Consider the following 18690-nt stretch of genomic DNA (forward strand, 5'->3'; position numbering starts at 1 on the left):
AGGTAAATGATGAAAAGAGCGTTCCTTACAAGAGGAACTATTTCACCGAAGGTAATCTCTGTAAAGTTTGATACCTCGCGATTCAGCCTCCAGTGTTTTCAGAATCTTTTTTTCGGATGACTTTCAAAGAAAATCTTTTCGCACCAGTCCTTTTCGTTTTCATCAGGGAGTGCCTTAACATTACTATTCCTAAACGTAATAGAAACTACAATTACCAACTGGCTTTTGAGCGCCTCTTTTTTACGCCGTGTGTGTTTGTTTTTTAGCAGAACATCCCCGTAAAAAATAAGCGCAGTAAGGATTGTATAACAGCCATGCCTTGAAATCTTCGACCTTCCCGCTCAATAAGGCTTTGCTGTAACTTTTCATAATGCCTGTTCGTGTGCGTGGCCGGTCAAACGGGCGGAGGCGTTCGTTTGACCATGACTTTTTGCTCTACTTTTGTGTCAAAGACAAAAGTGGAAAAAGAAAAAACAGCCGCTTTCTGTTCACTCGAAAATATCTCCGCCTGATCTGCGAAAGTCTGCGTATTCTGCGGGAACCATAATCGTAAAATATAATTTCTCCCCGAACTCTAAAACGTCACATGCCCCCGCACCGCAAACGCATGCACCGGTCCGCGGTCTTTATTATACCCCGGATTATTTACAAACTGGTAATCAAACGTCAGCCATAAGAACTTCGCTAATTGCGCACTGTAGTAGGTTTCAATAATTCCCTCCGAACCGTAATTCAGTTTTCCATCGCCAATAATAAACCCATAGCCGCCGGCTTTCAGAAAATCCCGGTGCGGCTTCGAAATACCATTCAGTGCACCGGAGAGGCCCCACACATCGCCACTGCGCTTCCAGCGCGAGCCGTTTACCGATACGCCCGCGGTTGCCGTCCGGTCAATTTCCGTAAAAGCCCAGGAAGCATATTTTCCATCGTTCCAGCCCAGGCGACTAAATACACCCACGCCATCCGCAAGCTCCTGACCAATGTTCAATCCTATCCCCAGTTTTTTACCCCCGTACGCGTGGTGCTCCTCTTCACCGTTGATCACTTTAAGTATCGCCGAATCTCCCGTTTGCACCGCGCTGATCCCATCCGCATAAGAGGGCGCCTGCGAATGCGTATTGCTCACAATAAGGCTTATGGCGCCCGGTCGTTTGTTAATGGAAAGTTTGTGTTCCAGTTCAAAAGTTTCAGAATGCGCTTTGGTGATTTGGTATTCCATCAAATGAAAATTAGCGATCCGCGGCACAGCTACCGTTGCCACCCGCAGGGTCCATTTGGGTTTTACCAGTTCCGCCACAACGCCCTCCGTATAGCCTCTCGTATTGGCCGGATAATCCCAGGCGCCGTTGGCCCAAACGGACCAGTTAAGGAACTGCGTGCGGGGGTCCTTGCTATAGGGGTTATCATCAAAAAAATCAGAAATGGCAAATTTACCGGCGCTGATCGTGATCCGGCTGGTGGGCACCAGCTCCGTTACCTGGTTTACGTCATCCTGCACGGTTTCATAGGTAGTGTTCCCAATCGGGATGTGCTGTTGCAGGTAGGCCCGCGCAATAAAAACAGCGGGCGCTACTTCCCCCACGCGGTAGGTTTCGCCATTCAGCGCACCGGCCACCCCGCGGGCAAAGCTAAGGCCCTTGCCGCCGGATACCTCCGGGTTTACATAAACCGAAGCGCCTTTCCAGAGTTTTCTTCCCAGGAACAGCGTAGCGGTCAGGCTGGTTACGGTTGGCTCCACCGAATCCGCCAAAGAATTTTCACCGCTGTACAGGGCCTTAAACCCCGAATGTTTTTGAGCAATAACGGTGGTTTGAAAATGCGTCGTCCATTTGGAAACTTTTTTTTCTTCCTGCGCCTTTAATCCCTGGCTAAACAAGGACAAAACCATTCCAAGTGCCAGTAACGTTCGTTTCAGGTTCATGATAAGGTATTAGGGTAGTAGTACAACTTTTTATGATCAGAGTGTGCCGTTAAAGCACAGTGCTGCAAATATAGAGCACAGCCGCCGATGAAACTTTTTAAGGCACCGGTTTTTGCGAAAGGTTTTTATTGGGCCGGCTGTAGTGCTTATGGCAGCCTCGTTGTGTCACTCACTTGTGCTGCGGTGCATAGGGCGGCTGGTTGTTGGTGGGACTTGGGCGACTGGGTGGGACAGGGAGCAGCCCGCCCGAATTATTTTCATAAGGGCCGTCGGCCTGCCCGTCCCCCAAATCGTCCCGCATCAAAGCGGGATCCCATCAATGCTGCCACGCCTTACACAGCCCTGCGGATGCTCAAATCTTAGGAACAGTTTTTTCTTACGGCTTCCTATAAAACGGCTCTTTTGTTAAAGAATACATTTGTATAAACCACGAAGGCGATTTTTTATGAGTTGTAAAAAATAAGTATATTAGCAAAGTAGCCTTTTAGGAAAAACAGAACCCTCAAAAACAAATACCGGAGCCGATAAATTTCTTCAACAAAAAAGCTATTGGATAATGGTGTTTAAGCATTTGTAATTGAAGCAATTGGCCCATCTGACAATACTAATGTTTTTTTATTTGCAAAATATTATTACCTTTGATTTATCAATCCCTCGCACGCCTCTGAATGTAAGCGCAACTTGCGAGGCTTTTTTTTGCCCAATCTGAATGAAATACACTAAAAAACCAGAAACCGCTGAACATTGTTGTTCTATCCTTAAGGAAAGAGGATTAATCATTAACGATCCCGAAAGAGCCATAAAATACCTGAAAAATGTTGGATATTTTAGATTGACAGGGTATATGTTTCATCTGCAAAGTAAAGATGGTAAACACAATTTTGCAGAAGGAACAAAATTTGAGGATATAATCGCTCTTTATCAATTTGATAAAAAATTGAGAGGAATTATTGCTGAAAATTTGGAAAGCATTGAAATTTGTTTAAGGGCAAAGCTAACGGACAAATACAGCGTTCAATATGGATTCTTTTGGTATACAGATAGCACCTTGTTTGACGATAAAGAAATATTTGACAACATCAATAGGGAAATTCAGGAAACTTTTAACGATCCCAAAGAGCTGTTTCTTAAGCGGTTCAAGAATAAATATACAATGGAGCGTATTCCTCCATCAAATATGGCGCTTGAAACCTTATCGTTGGGTAAACTTGCAAGATTATTTAAGGTATTAAAAAGCAGAGATGGTAAATCGGAAATTGCGAACGAATTTAATTTGCCAACGGCCACCCTTACATCCTGGTATATTTATTTAGCTAATGTTAGAAATATTTGCGCCCATCATTCACGGTTATGGAACAAGAAAGTTACAGCAGACAGACCTATATTTCCAAGCCGTGAAAAATATAGATTCAAAGGAGTGGTTTTTGACGATTCAAATACCACGCTTTATGGGATCATTTCAATGATAGACCGATTGCTGATTTCTTTCGACCCCGGTAATAGGTTTGCCCAAAAAATTGAAGATTTGATTGAGGCGTATTCAATTAATTGCACCTTAATGGGGTTCCCGGAAAATTGGGCGGCAACCGCAAATTGGAAAGCAAAGTAGGCACGCATTACACTAACCCCGGGGATGCTCAAATCTCAGTAACTTTTTTTTTCTTACAATTTCCCGTAAAACGGCTCTTTTGGTTAAGAATACATTTGCATAAACCGCGAAGGAGATTTTTTAAGAATTGTAAAAAGTAAGTATATTAGCATTGTAACCATTTGGAGAAAATTGAAACTGCTAAAGAATAAATGCCGGCATGGTTGTGGAAGGGAATAATTTCTTTTGATTTATAAAAGCGATGGCTCACTGTGTTTAAATACTTACATTATGACAAAGTTTAAAAAAATAACAATACGGGCTTTTTTTATTTTTGTGATCTTGATTCCAGTAGCAGCATTTGCTCATTTCATTATTTTCCCGCAAGAGACAAGAAGCATTTTAATCGACTATTCCGGTTTTAAAAAGGAGGGACGTATATATTTTAACGAGCATACTACTTCACAAGGTAAAATTGATAGCTTACAATCATTGATAACAGAAGCATCCGCTCGTGTTAAAGGCTTTTGGGGCCAGAAAATAAGTACCCCTAAATTTATTTATTGTAACAACGAATCCGATTTTAAAAAATATAGTGTCAATGCTTCTGCGCCTGCTGTTACCTATTTAAAATTAGGTTCGGTTATTGTATTAAGCAGGGAAGCAATGAACTTGGATATTATTGCTCATGAAATTTCACACGCTGAATTATATGAGCGACTTGGATTTTACAAATTCAATTATAAAATTCCAAGTTGGTTCAAACATGGAATAGCGATGCAGAATGATTATAGAAATTATTATTCTTTAGACACCCTGAAAGTAAGGTCCGATAACTTTAAAAATTTACCTGACATAAAATCTTTTACATCTGACAGGCAGTTTTATTCCGGTTCGCAAGAGCAAATTATGCTCAATTATATGACAGCTAAATATGAAGTTGAAAATTGGTATACAAAAGAAAAGCTTGACAAACTAATCGAAGACATAAAATCGGGTAAAACATTTGATGAAGCTTTCGGGAAATAACTTTGCCCCAATATTGGATTTGCCGCTTTTTCTTGCGCGGCTCTCACAGGCTTAGCCAACTAAGGGTACCGGCCATTTGCCGACGCTGTGGGGTGTTAGGTTTAGGATAAAGAGGGTTTTGCCTCAGAGAGGCAACCGGTGGGTAGGGGATTGGTTTAGCCGAGAGCAGCGGCCCGTCAGGGCCGCCAGGTGATAAGTTATCAAAGAATAAAATAGCTGGGAATTATCAGCCGCCTGTCGCCCCGGTCTCCATGTCCCACCAATACAAGCACGTGCCACGCTAACCTCAGGTATGCCCAAATTTTAGGCACAGCTTTTTCTTACGGTTTCCCGTAAAACGGCTCTTTTATAGAAGAATACATTTGCATAAACCGCAAAGGTGATTTTTTATTAATTGTAAAAAATAAGTATATTAGCATTGTGACCATTTGGAAAAAATATTAAAACTGCTAAAGAATAAATACCAGAACGGTTGCGGGACTGATAAATTCTTAATAAGCAAAGCTATTGTATAGTTGTATTAGAGCGTTTATGAACGATTATAAACGTTTAGTGATTGCTACAATCGGTGAGTTATGGAGCAATGCTGCTTTACAACATCGCAATAAATAACAGGAAGTAATGATAACAAAATTCAAATCAATAACTAACTTTGCAGTTTTCCAAAATTTTAATTGGGACACGACTATTCGAGATGGAGGCAACAATGCTGTTACATTCAAACCAATTAATATTTTTTACGGACGAAATTATTCTGGTAAAACAACACTTTCTCGAATAGTTAGAGCATTAGAAACAGGAAGCATTTCCGATAAATACGAAAATCCACAATTTGAAGTAAGTATTAAAGAGGCTGCAGATTGTACACCAAATAATTTAACAGCACATGGAAAAAAAATTAGGGTATTTAATGAGGACTTTGTAAAAGATAATCTTCGTTTCATCATAAATTCAGACGAGAGTATTACACCTTTTGCAATAATTGGCGGAAACGCAACAATTGAAGAAGAGATACGAAAATTCAAAGATGACTTGGGTGACAATGAGGAGGGCAACGAAAGCGGGTTTTATCTTGAACTTAAAAATGCTAACTCAATAGCTAATATAGCATATCAAGCGTATCAAACTGAAAATAATAGCTTAAGCCAACAATTAAATACAAAAGCATTAGACAGAACCACAGGTATAAAATATAGGTCTGATAGGTTTGGTGACCAAAACTATACCACAGCAAAGCTTTCAGCAGATATTGAAACTGTTTTAAAAAGCTCGTTTCAAGCCCTTACAGATGATGAAGTAACTCAAAAACTAAATTTGCTGGATGAAAAGGCGAATGAAGATATTCCTGCTGTAGGAAAGCCAAATTTAAATTTAAAAACGGTTAATGCAAAAGCTAAAGAGCTTATGACAAAATCAATCATCAGCTCTAATAAAATTGAACAGCTTTTGAAAGATGCTATCCTTAATCGTTGGGTTAAAGAAGGACGACAAATACACAAAAATAAACTTGAACAGTGCGCATTTTGCGGGAACCACATTTCCGAACAACGTTGGAACGAACTTGATAGTCATTTTGATGAAGAATCTGAAAAATTAGAAAAGGAGATTGATAAAACAATTTCGGAAATTGAAGATTTAACTCGAAGTGTTGATGGACAATTGCCAATCAATAAAAACGCTTTTTATTCAAAGTTTCATTCGGATTTAGATAGATTAATTTCACTAAGACAGTGTATTGTTGATAAAATAAAAGAGGAATTAAATCGTATTAATGAAAATCTTAAAGAACGTAAAGATGACCTGTTAAACTCAAAAAGATATATTGATATTAATGATAACAGCAAGCGGCTTGAATGGTGCTGGACAATATTTGACAAGTATAGAAATGAAGCTAATAATTATAGCAGCTCATTAGGAAATGAACAAACTGAAGCGAAGAAGTTACTACGATTGAGTGAAGTTAGTGGTTTTGTAGCAGCGATACAATATACTGGTAAAACTGCAAGGATACAAGAATTAAAAATAGCCTCCGAAACCGAAATGCAGAACAAACAAGCTATAGAACATAAAATACAAAGGCAAATCGAACAAATTGAAGACAAAGAACGTTTGATGAAAGATGAAGAAAAAGGAGCGCTAAAGGTAAACGAATATTTAAATAACTTTTTCGGACACGATTTTTTAACTCTACAGGCTAAAGAAGAAGCCGAAAGAAAAATACATTTTGAAATTATTAGGAATGGAAAAAGAGCCCATCATTTAAGCGAAGGAGAATGTAGTTTGATAGCATTTTGTTACTTTATGGCTAAACTTGAGGATGTTGAAACCAAAGGAAGTCATCCAATTATTTGGATTGATGACCCAATTTCAAGTTTGGACAGTAATCACATTTTTTTTGTATATAGTCTCATTAATGCAGAAATTATTTCGAAGCAAGAATTTGAACAAATATTTATTTCCACTCATAATCTTGATTTCCTGAAATACTTGAAACGACTTCCAGGTGCATTAAATAAAAATCAATGCAATTACTTTTTAATTTCAAGAGAAAAAGAAAATAGTAGAATTAGATTAATGCCAAGATATCTAAAAGACTATGTAACAGAGTTCAATTTTCTTTTTCACCAAATTTATATGTGCTCTACTGCTGATGCAGAGGATGAGCAGCAACACAATTTATTTTATAACTTTGGGAACAATACACGGAAGTTTTTGGAAGCATTTCTTTATTATAAGTATCCAAATGCCAATGACCAAATTGAAAAGCTAACAAAATTCTTTGGCGACAACAGACAAGCTTCTACAATGACAGATCGTATTAACAATGAGCTGTCGCACTTGGAAGGTTTGTTTGAACGAAGTATGACACCTATTGATATACCAGAAATGAAAAAAACAGCAGTATTTATATTGGACAGAATCAAAGAAAAAGACCATGAGCAATATCAGGCATTGTTATTAAGTATAGGTGTTGAAATTGGAATAGAATAAGTGCTGTGACACAGTATTTATCTAAGGCCTGTAGAATTTAATCATTAATTTATTTTCTACTATTATGCTTCAGTGTTTTATTTGCCGAAAGTTTCTAAATTAGCAAGTAAAAACGGCTTATGGAAATTTTGGATCAATTAATATCTGAGGGAGAGAGTTTAACGGGAACAATTGCATATGTGCCTGCTCCGCCGAATGTAATTAGGGGTTATTCTTTATATAGAACCTCGGAAAGTGATCGTTATCAAGATTGGTTGTCTTCTGTTCAACGTTTTGTCAAGACTTATCATTCAAGTGACGTAGAAGATGTTAAAGAAGCTGCAAAGAAGCTTAGTTCAGATAACCATCGTAAAATATTGGGAATATTAAGAGCAATTAAAATGTTGCCAACTGAGCCGGTTTCAACAAATATCAATAAGCCTTCCCCAATAAACAGTATTCATATTACTAACACTCAAAATAACACACAACAGGTAACTGTAAATTTATTCTTGGATGCAATAAAAGATGAACTAACTGGAAAAGAGTTTAAGGAAATAAAGGATATTCTGAAGGACTTTGAAGCAGAACCAGAAAAGACTAAAACAAAATTGATTGAAAAGATAAAAGGATTTGGCGGAAACGTTCTATCTAATATAGTTGCAAACATTTTGACAAATCCCACTATTTACAACGGGTTATTTTGATAAAAACACTGTTGATGTTGCATTATCGAAATCTGTGCAGATGTCTAAAGATTTCACATGTAAATTCAATTCTCAACTTCAAAATCCGGTGGATTTTTTGATTGTATTTCGAAGTCTGATGATTATTCAGATTCAGAAAAAAAATCTTCTAGTTCAGCATCTAAAGCAATTGCTAATTTAACAAGGGTAAGAAATTCAATATTTTTTTGTCCATTTTCTATTCTGCTAATTTCCGTTCTGTTAATTCCGGAATTAATTTCCATATCAAGCTGCGTTAACTTTTTTTGCTCCCGGAGTTTTCGAAGGCGTTCACCCAATAGGCTAATTTCCTGATTATATCGCTTTTCAAGTTTATTCACAATTCCAAGGTCCGGCAATGTTAAAAAAAATAAAGTGAGTTATAGCTCACATTTCAATTTGAATTACTATATTTGTGCTGAAATAATATTTTTGCGATTACTTCATAAAATTATTTGAAGCATTCGCTTTGAATCTCGAATAGAAACCTGAGAAATTTCAAAAACAACGGGATGATAAGCAGAATGGCTCACGACCTAGGCGTGGGCTCTCTTATCCGTTGCTAGGCGTCTCAGGGCCTCTAATGCGGTAAGTTGAGCACCACGCCTTTTTTGTGCGGGTGCCCAGCCTAAAACCTATTAGTTATGGATAACGCCGTTGCTACACCCGCACCAAACACCTTTAATGAAGCACAGTGGCTGCAAGTGCTTTTTCTGCTGGCAGATACGCAAAGCTGGCTGCAACAATTGCAGGAAGGCCTTATTTGGCAGTTGCCGGTAAAAAAACGTAAAAAGCTGCTGCGCCAGGGCTGGTACCTGAGCGCCAAAGTGCTGGCGCATATTTTAGAGCGTCATTATTACAAAGTGCCGCGCCACCCACTCACCGGCAAGTTTACCATTTCCGTACCGCAAATTGTAGCCTGCATAAGAGATGCCGGCCAAGAACAGCCCGCCCCTTTAGGGGTTGGGGGGAGTCACCACCTGCAACGCGTATGGGATGCGGGCATGCCCGTGGGCTATGATCCTGCGGGCAACACTGTAACTACCCTTACGGTTATTGCCACCACCAGCGGGGAAATTATGACCGCTTTTCCCGGCCGGGTGCAACCGCCGCCGCCAGTTTCGTCACCCTGACCGAAGCGCAGCGGAGCGGAAGGGTCTCACGATTTTCGGAGGGTTCGTTATTACAGGGATGCTTCGGCTCCGCTGCGCTGCGCTCAGCATGACGCGAGTATGATTGGTATACGTCACCCTGAGCCTAATAAAATGGAGCCGAAGGGTCTCTCAATTGTCGGTGGCTTCGGCATTACAGAGATGCTTCGGCTGCTCCCGGCGAGGGCCGGGATTCGCTCAGCATGACGACAGCATAGTCGGTGCACGTCACCCTGAGCGGAATGCAATGGAGCCGAGGGGTCTCTCAAATTTCGGAGTCTTCTGTATTACAGAGATGCTTCGACTACGCTACGCTTCGCTCAGCATGACGCGAGTATGATCGCCTGATAAAAGTATAATTAACCTAAAAAAATATCTCATGAAAAACAAAGACCCTTTTAAAACCCGCTGCTGGGCCGGTTTGGCCGTTGCCGATCCCTACCAGGTATTGGCCGAGTGTTTCCAGTTTGCAGATATCGGCTCCTTTAGAAAAACCATCCGGCAGGTATTGCTATCCGCCGCTAAAAACAAAATACATCAAAAGGAGGAACCGGCATCCGTATTGGATTCGTTTAAGGCGATCAGGTCTGTAATGCTTGCTGCACGGGCCTTTTGCCGGCAAAAGAAATCAAGCGCGCTGCAACTAAACCCGGAACAGTTTACAGACAAGCGGCTGTATGCCCGCCCCAATGCCACTTGTGCAGAATGGATGTATCTGCCCAAAAACCTGTCGGAAAAAGAGTATCAAAATCCTTATGCCGTGTTTCATCGCTTTTTTAAATATCAGGATATAAAGCAATGGCGGCAAAGTATTGAACATATATTAACCTATGCACTGTCCAGTTGTTCGGAAGATATTGATCTCGATTTATTAAAGCTATACCTGCACTTAACCCGGCTGATGGAAGCCGCGCATTTAATTGATGTGCGGGAGGTGCTGCATATTGGTGGGTATTTGAAGCCCGCGTTGCGGAAGGAGGGATGAGGGGAGCGAAGGCCTGCTTTAAGCACGTCACCCTGAGCGGAATGCAATGGAGCCGAAGGGTCTCCCAAATTTTGGAGTTGTTCGTATTACAGGGATGCTTCGACTCCGCTCCGCTCAGCTCAGCATGACGCTACTTAATACAAAAGACTATATATCTCCTTAGAAATCTCCTCATTAAAAACCTTCCACTGCGGATTCTTTCGTGCAATCAATTGTTCTTTCTTTTTTCTGATCCAGCCCTTCAACTGTTTTTCCCGTTCTATGGCCGAATTGATCGTATCGAACCACTCATAATAAATGAGTAGTGTTACATTGTATTTGTCCGTAAAGCTGCCGGGTATCTCGTGGTGCTCGTGCTCCCATAACCGTGACGGGAGATTGGATGTTACGCCGATATAAAGAACGGTTCTTAGCTTGTTGGTTAGTATGTATACAAAGCCGCCTTTTTGCATGGTACAAATTACTAAAATAAACCAGGATATTTGGGGGTTGGGTACTCCTAAATTTTGTTGGTGTTTATGTTACAGGGATGCTTCGGCTGCTCCCGGCCTTCGCCGGGATTCGCTCAGCATGACGGAAGCATGATTGGTACACGTCACCCTGAGCGTAATGCAATGGAGCCGAAGGGTCTCTCAATTGTCGAGGGCTTCTGTATCACAGAGATGCTTCGGCTCCGCTCCGCTGCGCTCAGCATGACGGCTACACCTTACTAACTATACAATAATGCAAGCTTCTTCCTCTTCAACAACAGCATCCGCAATCACTGCTGCTTCCACCGCAGGCGTTTGCTTTACCCACCGCTGACCTATCAGCAGTATCACCAGCGCCAGCAATCCACTGGCAGCAATAATGATGGCTATAGGTGTTGGTGTTCGGTTCTCAAACACACCGGTAAGCGCCGCAGCCAGGGCACCCAGGCCCATTTGCAGGGCACCCAGCAATGCAGAAGCACTGCCTGCTTCCTTGCTAAAAGGCAGAATGCTAAGCGCCGCGGTATTGGGAGAACTGATGCCCAGCGTGCAGAAAAGAAGAAAGATAACGGCGATGGTGCCATATAGCCCCAGGATGCCGGTGGTAATACCCGCCAGTAATACAAACCCGATGATGGTTTGCAGCAGTATGGATGCGGTTACCAATTGCTCGCTGGAATATTTTTTTAATAGCACGGCATTTAACTGGCTGCTGCCGATAAGTCCGGCTGCAATAATAGCAAAGATGGCACCGTAGGCTGTTTTAGAAACCCCAAAGTATTCCATAAATAAAAACGGCGAGCCGGAGAGGTAGGCAAATAATCCCGCAAAGGACACACCACCTACAAAGGCATAGGTAAAGAACTGCGGGTTCTTTAGCACACCGCCAAAGGCATTAAGTATGGGTCGGGGTTTTAAGGATACGGAAGTATCCGGAGGCCTGCTTTCCTTAAACAGGAACACCACCGCAGCCAGCGTAATAGCGGCAATGAGGGCCAGTATAATAAATACATCCTGCCATTTATAAAAAGCCACCACGTAGCTCCCAAAAGTGGGCGCCAATATGGGAGATACGCCTAACAGCAAAATGAGGAGCGACAGTACTTTGGCGTTATCTTCCAAAGGAAATACGTCCCTGGTAATGGCGCGCGGCGCTACCAGAGATACGCAACAGCCCAGCGCCTGTACAAACCGCAGCGCGATCAGCGCGTCCGAGGTATGCACCAGCACACAACCAATGGAGGCGGCAATGTACAGTACCAGTCCTATGATGAGCGGGCGCTTTCTGCCATAGCGATCCAGCAACGGCCCGCTGATAAGCTGCCCCACGCACAGCCCGATGAAGAAGCTGGACAGGGAGTAGGCAATGGTGTTGATGGACGTATGCAGGTCCTTTGCCATAGCCGGGAAACCGGGCAGGTACATGTCTATAGAGAATGGACCAATGGCGGTGAGTAATCCAAGAATGGCAATGAGTACTACTCTTGTTTTTTTATGGGTGATGTCGGTTACTTGCATAAAGTTTATTTTTATTTCCATCCGCCGCCAAGAGAGCGATAGAGGTCTACCGCGGCACTCAGCTGCAAACGGTGAATGTTGGCGAGGTTCAGCTCTGCCTGCAATACATTGGCCTGCGCGGAGAGCACCTCTATATAATTGGCCATGCCGCTTTTAAACAACAGCCGCGCATTTTTAATGGCCCCTTTTAAGGTATCGGCCTGACTGGTGGCAATGGTCTTTTGCTCTTTTAATTTTTCGGTGGCTACCAGTGCGTCCGATACTTCGCCAATGGCAGTGAGTACCGACTGGCGGAACTCCAGCACCGATTGCTCCCGCTGGATCTTTGCCGTTTCCAATTGTGTTTTTAACCGGCGCTGTTCAAACACGGGCTGGGTAACACTACCCAACAAAGTACCAAACAGGGATGCCGGTATATTAAACCAGTTATTGGCCAGGTAGGAGTTTAGGCCGCCCTGCGCGGTGATGGACAGGCTGGGGTACATATTGGCCTGGGCAATACCGGCCCTTGCATTGGCGGCGATCAGCTCCATTTCCTTAGCGCGTACATCCGGCCGCCTGCTGAGTATTGCAGAGGGAATGCCGGGTGTTAACCATTGCGGCACTGCCGAATTAAAAAGCCCTTTGCCACGCTCTACCGGTCCGGGTAAACTGCCGGTTAAAATGCTTAAAGCATTTTCCTGCACCGCAATATTTTGTTCCAGCTGCGGAATGAGCAGGGCAGTGGATTGCTTTTGCGCTTCCACCTGTTGTACGGCCAGCGTGGTAACCTCACCGGCATTGCGTTGCAGGCGGGTAAAGTTGAGCGTACTGTCGGTTATTGCCAGGTTCTTTTTTGCAATGTTCAGTTGCTCATCCAGCATCAGCAGGTTATAATAACCCTGCGCAATATTGGACACCAGCTGCGTTTGCACGGCTTTTGAAGCCTCGTAGGTTTGCAGGTAACCGGCCATGGTGGCCTCCTGCTGGCGACGGATCTTGCCCCAGATGTCGGCCTCCCAGGTAAGGTTAAAAGCGGCATTAAAATCTTCCACATGTTGCTTGCCGATAAAGCTGCCGATGCTTAACCCGTTTAAACTGTTGTTGGACGGATTAGTGGTTTGCGCCGTAACACTGAAGCTGAGCTGTGGCAGTTGCAACAGCTTTGCCTGCTTTAATGTTTGTACAGAAGCGGCCACGCGCTTTAGCGCTATTTGCAGATCATAGTTATAACTGATCCCTTTGCCGATAAGCGTTTGCAGGGTAGGGTCGGTAAAAAATTGTTTCCATTCCACATCGGCAATGCTGCTGGTGTCGGCCGTTGCAACCGCGCGGAATTCCTGCGGCAGCGCCACTTCCGGGCGTTTATAAGCCTGTCCTACTTTACAGGATGCGGCCGTAATCGCTATTACGATCACCGGCAGCAGCAGGGAATATCTTTTTTTCATATTTAAATAGTTCATAGTTGATTTGATCCTTTTTAATAAAGCCGTTCATTTTCTGTCGTCATGCTGAGCGAATCCCGACGAAAGTCGGGAGTAGTCGAAGCATCTCTGTAATAACTACCTCTTCGATAACTGTGAGACCCTTCCGCTCCGCTCCGCTGCGGTCAGGGTGACGTTCGTAATTATGCTTTCGTCATGCTGCGCCCATCGAGCTTATCTCAATTCCCAATCGGCATCATCCTCCGCTCTTTTTGCTACAATCTTTTCCTGCAAATACTGGAAGATGATGTACAATACCGGGATAATGAAGATGCCCAGTAACACACCGGTCAACATACCGCCAACGGTACTATAACCAATGGAGTGGTTACCAATAGCCGAGGCACCTTTTGCAAACACCAGCGGTAGCATCCCCACAATAAATGCAAAAGAGGTCATCAAGATCGGGCGCAGGCGCAGCCTTGAAGCTTCCAATGCGGAAGCCACCAGGCTCATTCCTTTTCTTCGCCGCTGTACCGCGTACTCCACAATAAGGATGGCGTTCTTGGCCAATAGCCCGATGAGCATGATCAACCCGATCTGTACATAAATATTGTTTTCTAATCCGGCAAAGCCGATAAATAAAAACACACCCATGATACCGGCGGGTACGGTAAGGATCACCGCCAGGGGCAACACATAACTTTCATACTGCGCTGCCAACAGGAAGTATACAAAGATGATGCTGAGCAGGAAGATGTACACCTGCTGACTGCCCGCGCTCCGTTCTTCGCGGGTAATGCCCGTCCATTCATAAGAGTAGCCTCTCGGCAGGGCCGTCTTCGCCGTTTCTTCAATAGCGCGGATAGCATCACCTGTACTATAGCCCGGTTTGGGCACTCCGTTAATGGTAACGGCATTAAAGAGGTTGTTGCGGGTTACGGTTTCCGGACCATATACACGCTTCAACGTAACCAGTGTTTTAACCGGCACCATTTCGCCCAGGTTATTTTTTACAAAAATGCCGTCCAGCGAAGACTGATCTTTACGATAGGGGATATCTGCCTGCGCCATTACCCGGTAGTATTTACCAAAGCGGTTAAAGTCGGACACAAAACTACTACCAAAGTAGATCTGCATGGTCTGCATCAGCTCGCTTACGGATACGCCCAACTGTTTTGCTTTAACATAATCGGTTTCTATTGAATATTGCGGATTGCCGGCTGCAAAGGTGGTAAAGGCATAGGCGATCTCTTTTCGTTTCATTAATGCGCCAATAAAAGCGCCAGCCGTATTGCCCAGTTTATCCAGCGGGCCATTGGTGCGGTCCTGCAACATAAACTCAAACCCGCTCACGTTACCAAAACCCTGTACGGTAGGGAAGTTGAAGAAGAAGGTATTGGCATCTTTTACGGAAGTTACCTTGCCGGTAAGTGCTGCCGCGATGGCATCCGGGTTCGTCAGCTTACCGCGTTTGTCTACATCCTTTAGCCGGATGAAACCTGCGGCATAAGGAGAAGCGGAGGCATTGCTGATAAAGTTTAATCCATCGGCTACCCAAAGATTTTCAACGGATTCTTCTTTTTTAATTATCTGGTCAATAGCCTCTGTTGCTTTATGAGTACGATGTAGTGAACTTCCCGGAGGCGTGTTTACCGCATACAATACGAAACCCTGGTCTTCCGTAGGAATAAATCCCGAGGGTGTTCTTTTGATCAGCCAGTAACTTACCCCGGCAATAAGCACCAACCCACTAATGGCTACCCATTTCCGGCGGATCAGGAATTTCAGACTGCCGATATAGCGATTGGTAAGGGTGCGGAATCCGGCATTAAAAGCCATAAAGAAGCGGCCCATAAAACCTTTCTTTTCGTGCGAATGTCCTTTTTCCCCCGGCTGATGTGTATTCTTCAGGAACAGCGCACAAAGCGCGGGGCTTAGTGTTAACGCGTTCACCGCAGAGATCAGGATGGCGATGGCCAGTGTAAAGGCAAACTGGCGGTAGAACACACCGGCCGGCCCCTGCATAAATCCGACAGGCACAAATACTGCGGCCATTACCAGCGTGATGGAAATGATGGCGCCGGAGATCTCATTCATGGACTGTACCGTGGCCTTGCGCACCGGCATATCCTTCTGTTCCATTTTTGCGTGCACGGCTTCCACTACCACGATGGCATCATCCACCACAATACCAATAGCCAGCACTAATGCAAACAGCGTGAGCAGGTTGATGGTAAAGCCAAACAACTGGAGAAAGAAGAAGGTGCCCACAATGGCCACCGGCACTGCAATAGCGGGTATCAATGTAGAGCGAAAATCCTGCAGGAAAATAAATACTACAATAAATACCAGTACAAAGGCGATGATCAATGTTTCCCTTACCTGGTGAATGGACGCATCCAGGAACTCCTTGGAGTTGTACATGGTAACGGGTTTGATGCCTTTGGGCATGGTGGTATACAGTTCTCCCAGTTGCTTCTCCACTTCTGTAAGGATCTCGTTGGCATTGGATCCGGCGGTTTGTAAGATCGCGAATCCCGAAACCGGTTTCCCGTTCAGGCGGTTATTGGCGTTATAAGTAAACGCACCAAACTCCACACGGGCAACATCTTTCAGCTTTAATACGGAACCATTGGGGTTTGCTTTTATCACGATGTTTTCATAATCTTCGTGCTGGTTTAGCTTACCCTTATACTTCAACACGTATTCAAAAACTTCATCGCTGTTTTGCCCCAACCGGCCGGGAGCAGCCTCAAGGCTTTGGTCCCTGATGGCCGCGAGTACATCCTGCGGGGAAAGATTGTTGGCTGCCAGTCGATCCGGTTTCAGCCATACGCGCATGGAATAATCTTTAGCGCCAAATACCTGTGCCTGGGCCACACCGGGGATCCGCTGTATCTGGGGAATCACGTTGATCTTTAAATAGTTCTCCAGGAACAGTTCATCGTACTGTGTACTGTCTTCACTGTAAAGCCCGGTAAACATGATAAAACTGTTCTGCACTTTTTGAGTGGAAATGCCCGACTGCACTACTTCCTGGGGGATCTGGTTCACGGCTTTGGAAACGCGGTTCTGTACGTTTACCGAAGCGATATCCGGATCGGTGCCCTGTTTGAAAAATACGGTCAGGGTCATGGTACCGTCGTTGCTGGAGTTGGAGGTCATGTAGGTCATGTTTTCCACACCGTTGATGGCTTCCTCCAACGGAGTGGCCACGGAGCGCGCTACCACCTCACCATTGGCGCCGGGGTAGGTGGCAGTAACCTGTACGCTGGGCGGTGCAATATCCGGGAACAGGGTAACCGGAAGCGCGAAGAGGGAGAGGATACCCAGCAAGAGCAGGATAATGGAAATAACCGTAGATAATACGGGTCGTTGTATAAATTTCTTTAGCATGATATAGAGTTGTAAGTATGCTGTGCGTAAATAATTGGGATAAAAAGTCCCCGGGCGGCAGGGGTTGCTGCTTTGTCAGGGCCTGTTGTCCGCAAGAAAATAAGTGCTGTTACCTTCCCGCAGCTATTCGCAGAACAGTGTTGCGATCAGCGCTTGTCTGCGCGATCTGCGGGAAAATAAACTTCTCTTAAATCGGATTGGCTTTTAACACGCTGTCGGCTGAAACCACCTGTGGCTGTATCTGTACACCGTCCTTTAAATTACCGGTTCCGGAAAGCACGATCTTTTCGCCTGCGGAAAGTCCTTTGTTTACAAAATAATAATAAGAAGTTTTACCGGAAACGGCAATGGGTTTGCTGGTTACCTTGTTACTGTTATCTACTGTAAATACAAATACTTTGTCCTGTATCTCAAACGTGGCTTCCTGTGGTACCACCAATACTTCATTAAAGAGCTGCGGCAGGCGGATCTTACCGGTGTTACCGCTTCTTAATATTTTATTGGGGTTGGGGAAGGCCGCGCGGAAATTAATGGCGCCAACGGTTTTATCAAACTGCCCCTGAACCAGCTCTATCTTTCCTTGTTGCGGATAAACGGTATTGTCGGCCAGCAGCAATTGAACAGAAGGAACGTTCTTCAGCTTTTGCTCAATGGTTTCGCCCGGGTATTTATTCTTAAAGGCAATGAAGTCGGGCTCACTCATGGAGAAGTAGGCGTACATCGTGTTCACCTCGCTGAGCACGGTAAGCGGCTGTGTTTCCCCACGGCCTACCAGGCTACCGGTTTTAAACGGAATGCTTCCGATATAACCGCTCACCGGCGCTTTGATCAGTGTATAGCCTACATTGATCTGTGCACCACCTACCAGGGCTTTTGCCTGTGCCAATGCCGCTGTTGCTGCATTGTAATTTGCTTTTGCTGTTTTTAGTTGCACATCGGAAACAACGTTGTTGTCTACCAGCGGTTTCAGCCGGTCCAGCTCTACCTGTTCTTTCTGAACATTTGCCTGCGCGGCTAATAAACTGGCCCGGGCATTGTTAAGCGCTTCATTGTAGGACTGTGGGTTGATCCGGAAAAGGGGTTGTCCCTGGGAAACATAAGCGCCTTCGTCAACATAGATCTTGTCAAGGTAGCCTTCTACCTGGGGCCGCACTTCCACGTTTACTTTACCTTCCAGCGAAGCGGAAAATTCCTGGTATACGGTAACGGGCGACAGAGGCGTTTGCATTACCGGTAAGGTGGGCGCCTGGTTTTGCGGACTTGAATTGGCTGCGCCGTTGGTGCAGCCTTGGATCGATATGGAAAGCGCAATAAGCGCAGGGATAATAATACTTGTGTGAATGGTATGGTTGTTTGCTTTCATCTGTTGAGTAGTTTTTTGAGTCAAAGAAATATTCGTCCTGCCGGTGTACCTACCGGAGAATGGCGCCCAGGTTGTTGCCGGGGCTGGTGCTCCTGTTTGCAAGTGTAATTCCTGCGTGTTACGGAATGGCGACCATTGCCCGTTGTCATTCCGTCCCGATTGCAATCG

The 18690-nt window shown here is 44.3% G+C and carries 13 protein-coding genes; 6 read left to right on the forward strand and 7 right to left on the reverse strand.

Annotated features, from left to right (window positions below; genetic code table 11):
- Positions 1–574: 574 nt before the first annotated feature.
- A complete protein-coding gene (locus NIASO_RS00700) occupies positions 575–1921 on the reverse strand; it encodes a carbohydrate porin (protein WP_008582192.1) in 1347 nt (448 codons plus the stop codon).
- A gap of 709 nt (positions 1922–2630) precedes the next feature.
- On the opposite strand from NIASO_RS00700, the gene NIASO_RS00710 reads away from it, so the two are divergent.
- From NIASO_RS00710 to NIASO_RS00725, 4 genes are all read left to right on the forward strand, one after another.
- The gene (locus tag NIASO_RS00710; protein WP_008582191.1) at positions 2631–3530 is read left to right on the forward strand and encodes an Abi family protein; all 900 of its coding nucleotides are present in this window, start codon (positions 2631–2633) and stop codon (positions 3528–3530) included.
- Positions 3531–3800: 270 nt separating this feature from the next.
- Complete coding sequence (locus tag NIASO_RS00715) at positions 3801–4538, forward strand: hypothetical protein (protein ID WP_008582190.1); 738 nt, start codon at positions 3801–3803, stop codon at positions 4536–4538.
- Positions 4539–5159: 621 nt separating this feature from the next.
- Entirely contained in the window at positions 5160–7529 is a 2370-nt protein-coding gene (locus NIASO_RS00720) for an AAA family ATPase (RefSeq protein ID WP_008582189.1), read from the forward strand.
- Between the two features lie 119 nt (positions 7530–7648).
- Entirely contained in the window at positions 7649–8215 is a 567-nt protein-coding gene (locus tag NIASO_RS00725) for a hypothetical protein (RefSeq protein WP_008582188.1), read from the forward strand.
- Positions 8216–8337: 122 nt separating this feature from the next.
- Here NIASO_RS00725 and NIASO_RS00730 read toward each other — a convergent pair whose 3' ends face one another.
- Positions 8338–8574 (reverse strand): helix-turn-helix domain-containing protein, encoded by a 237-nt coding sequence (locus NIASO_RS00730; RefSeq protein ID WP_245605208.1) that lies wholly within the window; start codon positions 8572–8574, stop codon positions 8338–8340.
- 303 nt (positions 8575–8877) lie between these two features.
- Here NIASO_RS00730 and NIASO_RS00735 point away from each other — a divergent pair, with 303 nt between their 5' ends.
- Both NIASO_RS00735 and NIASO_RS00740 read left to right on the forward strand, forming a co-directional pair.
- The gene (locus tag NIASO_RS00735; RefSeq protein WP_008581892.1) at positions 8878–9366 is read left to right on the forward strand and encodes a hypothetical protein; all 489 of its coding nucleotides are present in this window, start codon (positions 8878–8880) and stop codon (positions 9364–9366) included.
- A gap of 397 nt (positions 9367–9763) precedes the next feature.
- On the forward strand, positions 9764–10369 hold the full coding sequence (locus tag NIASO_RS00740; protein WP_008581889.1) for a hypothetical protein: 606 nt from the start codon (positions 9764–9766) through the stop codon (positions 10367–10369).
- Between the two features lie 134 nt (positions 10370–10503).
- Here the strand turns inward: NIASO_RS00740 and NIASO_RS00745 are convergent, their stop codons facing one another.
- From NIASO_RS00745 to NIASO_RS00765, 5 genes are all read right to left on the reverse strand, one after another.
- Positions 10504–10821: a GIY-YIG nuclease family protein gene (locus NIASO_RS00745; RefSeq protein ID WP_008581888.1), complete on the reverse strand. Its 318-nt coding sequence runs from the start codon at positions 10819–10821 to the stop codon at positions 10504–10506.
- 261 nt (positions 10822–11082) lie between these two features.
- Positions 11083–12357 carry a multidrug effflux MFS transporter gene (locus NIASO_RS00750; RefSeq protein WP_008581886.1) on the reverse strand — a complete coding sequence of 425 codons (1275 nt, stop codon included), beginning with the start codon at positions 12355–12357 and terminating at the stop codon, positions 11083–11085.
- 11 nt (positions 12358–12368) lie between these two features.
- A complete protein-coding gene (locus NIASO_RS00755; RefSeq protein ID WP_008581884.1) occupies positions 12369–13799 on the reverse strand; it encodes an efflux transporter outer membrane subunit in 1431 nt (476 codons plus the stop codon).
- Positions 13800–13994: 195 nt separating this feature from the next.
- Positions 13995–17159: an efflux RND transporter permease subunit gene (locus tag NIASO_RS00760; protein ID WP_008581882.1), complete on the reverse strand. Its 3165-nt coding sequence runs from the start codon at positions 17157–17159 to the stop codon at positions 13995–13997.
- Positions 17160–17346: 187 nt separating this feature from the next.
- Entirely contained in the window at positions 17347–18522 is a 1176-nt protein-coding gene (locus NIASO_RS00765) for an efflux RND transporter periplasmic adaptor subunit (RefSeq protein ID WP_008581881.1), read from the reverse strand.
- Positions 18523–18690: the final 168 nt, after the last annotated feature.

The sequence above is a fragment of the Niabella soli DSM 19437 genome, from assembly GCF_000243115.2.
Lineage (GTDB): Bacteria > Bacteroidota > Bacteroidia > Chitinophagales > Chitinophagaceae > Niabella > Niabella soli.

Bases quoted from the DNA above. Each gene is read 5' to 3' on its own strand.
- NIASO_RS00700 (WP_008582192.1), bottom strand. From the start codon at position 1,921: ATGAACCTGAAACGAACGTTACTGGCACTTGGAATGGTTTTGTCCTTG.
- NIASO_RS00710 (WP_008582191.1), top strand. From the start codon at position 2,631: ATGAAATACACTAAAAAACCAGAAACCGCTGAACATTGTTGTTCTATC.
- NIASO_RS00715 (WP_008582190.1), top strand. From the start codon at position 3,801: ATGACAAAGTTTAAAAAAATAACAATACGGGCTTTTTTTATTTTTGTG.
- NIASO_RS00720 (WP_008582189.1), top strand. From the start codon at position 5,160: ATGATAACAAAATTCAAATCAATAACTAACTTTGCAGTTTTCCAAAAT.
- NIASO_RS00725 (WP_008582188.1), top strand. From the start codon at position 7,649: ATGGAAATTTTGGATCAATTAATATCTGAGGGAGAGAGTTTAACGGGA.
- NIASO_RS00735 (WP_008581892.1), top strand. From the start codon at position 8,878: ATGGATAACGCCGTTGCTACACCCGCACCAAACACCTTTAATGAAGCA.
- NIASO_RS00740 (WP_008581889.1), top strand. From the start codon at position 9,764: ATGAAAAACAAAGACCCTTTTAAAACCCGCTGCTGGGCCGGTTTGGCC.
- NIASO_RS00745 (WP_008581888.1), bottom strand. From the start codon at position 10,821: ATGCAAAAAGGCGGCTTTGTATACATACTAACCAACAAGCTAAGAACC.
- NIASO_RS00750 (WP_008581886.1), bottom strand. From the start codon at position 12,357: ATGCAAGTAACCGACATCACCCATAAAAAAACAAGAGTAGTACTCATT.
- NIASO_RS00755 (WP_008581884.1), bottom strand. From the start codon at position 13,799: ATGAACTATTTAAATATGAAAAAAAGATATTCCCTGCTGCTGCCGGTG.
- NIASO_RS00760 (WP_008581882.1), bottom strand. From the start codon at position 17,159: ATGCTAAAGAAATTTATACAACGACCCGTATTATCTACGGTTATTTCC.
- NIASO_RS00765 (WP_008581881.1), bottom strand. From the start codon at position 18,522: ATGAAAGCAAACAACCATACCATTCACACAAGTATTATTATCCCTGCG.